6 protein-coding genes and 1 pseudogene are annotated in these 6,607 nt (G+C 56.7%); 6 read left to right on the top strand and 1 reads right to left on the bottom strand.

All coding sequences use genetic code 11. The features are described 5' to 3' along the window. Window positions 1-198 (top strand): annotated as a pseudogene (locus WBC85_RS15720) (oxidoreductase); the annotation flags it as partial. Here the strand turns inward: WBC85_RS15720 and WBC85_RS15715 are convergent. After that, window positions 195-941 (bottom strand): WecB/TagA/CpsF family glycosyltransferase, encoded by a 747-nt coding sequence (locus tag WBC85_RS15715; RefSeq protein WP_424439409.1) that lies wholly within the window; start codon window positions 939-941, stop codon window positions 195-197. The pseudogene WBC85_RS15720 and the gene WBC85_RS15715 sit on opposite strands and share 4 nt — an antisense overlap. A 174-nt stretch (window positions 942-1,115) precedes the next feature. Here WBC85_RS15715 and WBC85_RS15710 point away from each other — a divergent pair, with 174 nt between their 5' ends. From WBC85_RS15710 to WBC85_RS15690, 5 genes are all read left to right on the top strand, one after another. Continuing rightward, on the top strand, window positions 1,116-2,240 hold the full coding sequence (locus tag WBC85_RS15710; RefSeq protein WP_424439407.1) for a Gfo/Idh/MocA family protein: 1,125 nt from the start codon (window positions 1,116-1,118) through the stop codon (window positions 2,238-2,240). Beyond that, entirely contained in the window at window positions 2,228-3,160 is a 933-nt protein-coding gene (locus WBC85_RS15705; protein ID WP_424439405.1) for an NAD-dependent epimerase/dehydratase family protein, read from the top strand. Before WBC85_RS15710 ends, WBC85_RS15705 begins: the two co-directional genes overlap by 13 nt. Beyond that, entirely contained in the window at window positions 3,153-4,400 is a 1,248-nt protein-coding gene (locus tag WBC85_RS15700; protein WP_424439403.1) for a glycosyltransferase family 4 protein, read from the top strand. The genes WBC85_RS15705 and WBC85_RS15700 overlap by 8 nt, the downstream gene beginning before the upstream one ends. Beyond that, window positions 4,397-5,368, top strand: coding sequence for a glycosyltransferase (locus WBC85_RS15695; RefSeq protein ID WP_424439400.1), 972 nt, complete (start codon window positions 4,397-4,399; stop codon window positions 5,366-5,368). The genes WBC85_RS15700 and WBC85_RS15695 overlap by 4 nt, the downstream gene beginning before the upstream one ends. 9 nt (window positions 5,369-5,377) lie before the next feature. Next, window positions 5,378-6,607 (top strand): Gfo/Idh/MocA family oxidoreductase (locus WBC85_RS15690; RefSeq protein ID WP_424439397.1); only part of this gene is annotated, 1,230 nt, incomplete at its 3' end.

Genomic DNA, 6,607 nt, shown 5'->3' with positions numbered 1-6,607 from the left:
GGAATCAGCGAAGGGCTTTCACCCGAAACGGCCGCAGGTTGGGGCGCGGCGCTCGCGTTGATGCATGATCCTGCGCTAACTGGAACCACCTTTGAAATGGAACGCGAAATTCTGCAAGGCAGCGGGCTGAAGCGTAGGATCAAAGCCCTGCTTACCTTTAGCCGCCCTCAAAAACCGCGCCTCATCACGCCACTCTAACGGCTGCGGTAACCCCGCCATGCCAAACCCGGCAGCGCCATCGCACTTAAGGCATAGCGTCCAAACATGCGGCGCGGATTGCTGGCCATGCGCCAGAACCATTCCATCGCAATCTTGCGCACCCATTTGGGCGCACGTACTTGCGTTCCTGATAGAAAATCCAGTCCCGCGCCGATTGATGCGAAACCGGCTTGCGGCGCAAGACTGCGGCCAAGCGCGGCAAAGGTTTCTTGCTTGGGCGCGCCGAGCGCCAGAAAAGCCAGTTGAGCACCGCTCTCATCAAGATCCTTCAAAATCGCACGCGCCGCATCACCATTAGGATCAAACCCGAAAGCAGGCGCATGGACATAGGCGATTTGCAAACCAGGTGCTGTTTGTCTCAATGCGTCGCCTGCCGCCGCGAGCGATGCATCCGAACTGCCAATCAGAGCAACAGAGGCACCCATTTTCGCGGCAAGCCGCGCAAGGGGCACAACCAGCTCTGAGCCCGGCATCAGATCAACAGGCTTGCGAGCAAGGCGCGAAACCCAAACGATTGGATTGCCATCTGCCACAACCAGATCCTGCGCTGCATAAGCCGCACGAAAACTTGCGTCCCGTTCCAGTTTGGTGACGTGATCCAGATTGATTGTTGCCAAGGCAAAGCCCTGCTGTTGCTGAAAACGTCGCGCAACCTCATCCATCAAGGCGCTTTGCGTCGCTACATTGATATCAACTGCGAAATTCTTACCTGTCAGTCGCACAGCGCCCTCACTTCATTACTCATAACCGCTTACACCCCTATGCCGCTCAATTGCGCCAGAATTATCACGCCACAGCGCGGAAATAAGCCAAATCGTCAAAGAATGGCCATGATTGTATGGTGAGTTCTTATCTGTAAGTGGTAAGCAGTTACCAGTGGGCCTTGGGTGATTGGAATGACGAATATAGCGATCATCGGATGCGGCTTTGTTGCCGATCTCTATATGCGCTCATTCGCCAGCTTTCCAAACCAGCGAATTTCCGGAGTTTTCGATACAGACCCGGCGCGATTGGCTCAATTTTGTGACTATTGGAAACTGGACGCGGCACAATCACAACACGCGCTGCTTGAGCACCTACCGACCGGCAGCATCGTCCTTAACCTGACCAACCCACGCGCCCACAGCGCGGTAAACCGCGCGATTTTGAATGCGGGTCACCATGTCTATTCGGAAAAACCGCTCGCGCTTGAATTGAGCGATGCTGAAGAATTGCATGATCTCGCAAGGCAGAGCAATCTGCACCTCGCGTCTGCGCCATGCTCCGTTCTTGGTGAAGCCGCACAAACGCTCGCCAAAGCGGCGCGCGAAAGAACAGCGGGCGATATCCGTCTGATCTATGCAGAGCTTGATGACGGGTTTATCCCCCAAGCGCCCTATCAGGACTGGAAAAGCGAAAGCGGCGCGCCATGGCCGTATGAAGATGAATTTCACGTGGGCTGCACATTGGAACATGCCGGCTACTACCTGAGTTGGCTCATTGCCATGTTCGGCCCGGTCGTCGAAGTCATCGCGGCCTCTGCCGAAACAATTCCCGATAAACCGGGCGCGAATGGCACTGCGGATTTCTCTGTCGCAACCTTGTTCTTTGCGCGCGGCGGACCGCCCGTTCGTCTGACCTGTTCGATCACAGCCCCGCACGATCACCGCATTCGAATGATTGGCGACAAAGGGGTGCTGAGCGTCAAGAAAGCATGGGCCAATTCAGCGCCCGTGCGTTTTAACAAGCGTATGGTTTTACGGCGTCGCCTGCTGGAACACCCGATTGGAAAACGCATCAAACTAGGCAAACCAAGCCATCCCAAAGTCAAACGCTGGGGCGCGGCGGAAATGAATTTTGCGCTTGGCCCTATGGAAATGGCAGAAGCCATTGAAGCAGGTCGCGCACCGCGTCTTGCAGGTGACTTCGCGCTTCATCTGAACGAGGTGACGCTCGCAATTCAGCACGCAGGACGCACGCGCGGTGTTCAGCAAATGAACACCAGTTGCGATGTGATGGAGCCGATGCCATGGGCGCGATAGCTCCGCTTCATATCGTTGTGACCGGTGCGGCGGGCTATCTGGGCAAAGCCATCGTCCGTGCGGCAGAGGCTCACGGGCATCGTGTAACGCCCATTGTGCGCAGCCCTGGCGCAGGCCTTGTTCAAGACCTTGCCAGGGACGGTGCATCAGCCAACCTAATAGAGCAGATCAAAAGTGCCGATGCTATTATCCACGCGGCCTCGGAAATGAGCGGTGATTGGGAATTGCACGAACGCTCGACCCTGCCAGCAACGCAAACCATCTGTTACGTGGCAAATGCGCTGAACGCGCATCTGGTTCAGATCAGCTCCATCGCGATCTATGATTTTGCGGCGATCCCAATCGGGGGCATTGTGAGCGAAGCCAGCCCGATCGAGTTTCACCCCGCTCAACGCGACGGATATGTGCGTGCCAAACTAGCACAAGAAGTCATCGTGGCAGCAGAGAACCCAGACGCAAGCGTACTACGGATCGGTGCGATTTATGGGCCGAAACGACACATGAATGCACATCTTGGAATTGGGCTTGGGCCAATTCTGCTGCGGCTCGCATCGCGCGGGCAAGTGCCACTTGCCCATGTGGATATGGTTGCCAAGATCGCCGTCGCGGCGGCACAAAGCAAAGCAAGCGGTGCAGTGAATGTGGTCGATACGGACCTTCCTGACCGCATCCGGTTTATTTCCGCGCTTAGTGCATCAGGCTGGCCGAAATTGGTTATTCCCTTGCCATGGCAGGCGTTGACTGCTGTTGGTGCCTTGCTGTCCTTCTGGAAAGGACGCCCCGGATTGCTGCGCAAAAAAGTGCTGCATGCACGGATGAAACCCCTTGCTTATGACAACGCCTTGATGCGCGCGCAATTTGGTGACACCCAGATGCCTGCCTTTGAGGTGCTGATGAAAAGGGCGATGCAAGATGACTAAGGCAGGGCCAATCGCATATCTGACCGGGGAATACCCCCGCGCGACGGACACGTTCATTCAGCGCGAGGTCGCGGGATTGCGTGCGCTTGGGATGCAGGTCGAGACGTGTTCGATCCGCCGCACCGACCCCAGCCACCATGTCGGGATTGAGCAACAAACAGAGGCGGCGAACACGTTTCATGTGCTTGACGCCGCCAAGAACCCAATGCGCTTGCTGCATGCCCACATCAGCCTTTTCGCACAAAATCCGCGCCGCTATTTCGGGGCATTTTCGCAAGCCTGGCGCACCCGCGCGCCGGGCGTGAAAGCAGCGACTTACCAGATGATCTACTTCGCCGAGGCAGGCGTTCTTGCCCGCCACATGCAAGAGCGCGGCATCACCCATTTGCACAACCACATTGCAACGGCGTCCTGCACAGTTGCGATGATAGCCAGCGCGCTTAGCGGTGTTCCATACAGCTTTACCCTGCATGGCCCTGACATCTTCTTTGAACCTCACCGTTGGCGTTTGGACGCCAAAATCGCTTCGGCCAGATTTGTCGCTTGCATCAGTCATTTTTGCCGTGCTCAGGCGATGAATTTCTCAGGTGCAGAGCATTGGGGCAAACTACATATCGTGCATTGCGGGATCGAACCTGATCGCTATACGCCGACTCCGCGCAAACGCGGCAAGCAGCTTTTGTTCGTTGGACGACTCGCTGCTGTCAAAGGTGTGCCTGTCTTGTTGGATGCATTGAAAATGTTAGGCGAGCATGACGGTTTAACCCTCACATTCATCGGAGATGGGCCAGAGCGCGAAGCCTTGGAAAAGCAAGCCGCGCAAATGGGTCTGGCGGGTATGACGAAATTCGTTGGCTACAAAAACCAATCCGAGGTCGCAGAGGCCCTTGCCAGCACCGATGTTTTCGTTCTCCCGAGCTTTGCCGAGGGCGTTCCCGTTGTTTTGATGGAAGCCATGGCCGCTGCGGTTCCTGTCATCACGACCCACGTGGCCGGCGTGCCCGAACTGGTCGAAGATGGCGTTCATGGCATCCTGACCCACGCCGGTGACAGCACGTCATTGGCCAACGCAATCGATGCGCTTTTGAGCGATCCCGTCATGGCAGAGCGAATGGGCCGCGCGGGGCGCGAAAAAGTTAGCGCAGCCTTCAATATCGCTCATGAGACCGCATGGTTGGCCGAGCTTCTTGACGCTTATGAAAAGACGGATGCAGACATGCCCGTAAGGAGAGAGCCGTGAGTAGTGTCGGAGCGATCGTCATCGGGCGCAATGAAGGTGCGCGTTTGAAGCGTTGTATTGCCAGCCTCATACCGCAAGTGGCGCATTTGGTGTACGTCGACAGTGGCTCAACCGATGATAGTGTCGCCTTTGCCCATTCGCTGGGCGTGAAGGTGGTGCAACTGGATACGGCCACCCCCTTTACCGCAGCGCGTGCCCGCAACGAAGGATTTGAGGCCTTGATGGGAATCGCGGACTGTGAATTTGTGCAATTTATCGACGGCGATTGCGGTGTTGAGCCTGATTGGATCGCCAAAGCGAGCGCACAAATGGCCGCTGACCCCACGTTGGGACTGGTGACAGGGTGGCGGCGCGAAATCTTTCCTGACAACTCCATCTACAACGCACTATGCGATGTGGAGTGGCATCGCCCTGCTGGGACGATCAAAGCTTGCGGCGGCGATATGATGGTGCGCGCTGCTGCTTTTGATGATGTGGGCGGATTTGATCCCACCGTGATTGCCGCCGAAGATGACGAGTTTTGTCAACGGCTTGCCGGGGCGCAATGGAAGCTACTGCGTATTCCTGAACAGATGACTTTGCACGACGCCAACATGCTGCACTTCACCGAATGGTGGAAACGTGCAGAACGTTCCGGGCATGGATTTGCGCAGGTTGCCGACCTGCACAAGGGTTACTTCGGACCAGAGCGTAAGCGCGTCATGGTCTTTGGCGGTGTGTTGCCCGCACTGGCCCTTATTGGTCTGCTGTTTTCCTGGAAACTTCTGCTGCTGGTGATCCTCGCTTACGGGGTATCCTACGGGCGCACGATTTTCGGCCTCAAGAATGAGGGTATCGAGCAGCGCCCGCTCTTGTATCAGTTAGCAGGACTACTTTCCCTGTCCAAGATACCCAACATGCTGGGCATGATCCGTTACTATTGGCGCAAACGCATGGGCCGCGATATGCGCCTGATCGAATACAAGTAGGATGACATTATGAGTACCCCATTGCGCGCTGGCATAATCGGCGCAGGCTATATTGCGACATGGCACGCGGACGCCATCAAGCAAACCGCAGGTGTTAAGCTTGCTGCGGTATGCGACGTTTCCGAAGGCGCGGCGCGTGATCTGGCAGAGCCGCGCGGTGCCACGGTTTTCACCGACGTGGACGCGATGCTGTCCTCTGGAACCGTAGATGCGGTTCACATTCTGACACCGCCACAACTGCATGCCGACCTTGCTGAAAAGGCTTTGCGCGCGGGCGTCGCAGTTCTTGTGGAAAAACCTGTCGCAACCAGCGCTGACGAAATGCGCGCGATGGCAAATGCCGCGCGCGAAAGCGGAAACCTGCTCGCCGTGGGCCACAACTTCCTGAGCCTTCCGGGATACGAACGCCTGAAAGCTGCGCGCGCAGCTGGCAAGATTGGCCGCATTAGCGCCGCTGAGTTCAACTGGTGTTTCCCGCTTGCTCCGCTGCGTTCTGGTCCTTTCGGGTTATGGATGCTGCGCGAACCCAAGAACCTTTTGCTTGAACTTGCGCCGCATTTGTTCGCCTTCGCTGTTGATCTGTTCGGGGACATCGACGTTCTTGATGTGCATCTTAGCCACCCCACCAAATTACCGGGCGGCGCGACGCGGCATCAAAGCTGGCGCATTCTTGCGCGCGCGGGTCATGTGGATATCACAGTTAACCTAAGCACAGTTGAAACGCTTGACGATCGCTCGCTTACCCTGCGTGGTTCCAACGGTTTAGCGAAATACGATTATGCCGCCGACGCGCTCGTTGTCCGCTCGGAAAATGCGGCTGATCTGATTGTGAACCCTTTGGTGAACCAACTGACCCAATCAGTCGGCCACCTTCGCGAAGGCGTTATAAATGCCGTGCGTCAAACCTTATCCTTGAACCGCAAATCCGCCTATGGGCTTAGCTTTCTCGGCATCACTGCTGCCTTCTACGACGCCCTTGCAAACAAGGGCGAGATTGATCCACGCTTTAACGCGGCAAGCGGTGTGAAGGTAATGGACGCCCTACAGCAAGTGATGGATCGCCTGCCCGCAAAGGGTGCAGAAACGCACAATCATCCACCCAGAACCCGCGATCCGAAACCTGATGTGATGGTCATCGGGGGCACGGGTTTTATCGGCGCGCATCTGACGCGCACCTTGGTCGCCAAAGGCCATGATGTGCGCGTTGTTTCACGCGGGACACGCGGGCCATTTCCAGAC

It is taken from the genome of Planktotalea sp., from assembly GCF_049680325.1.
In the GTDB taxonomy this organism is placed as follows: Bacteria; Pseudomonadota; Alphaproteobacteria; order Rhodobacterales; family Rhodobacteraceae; genus Planktotalea.
This window is presented reverse-complemented; position numbering and strand designations above follow the sequence as displayed.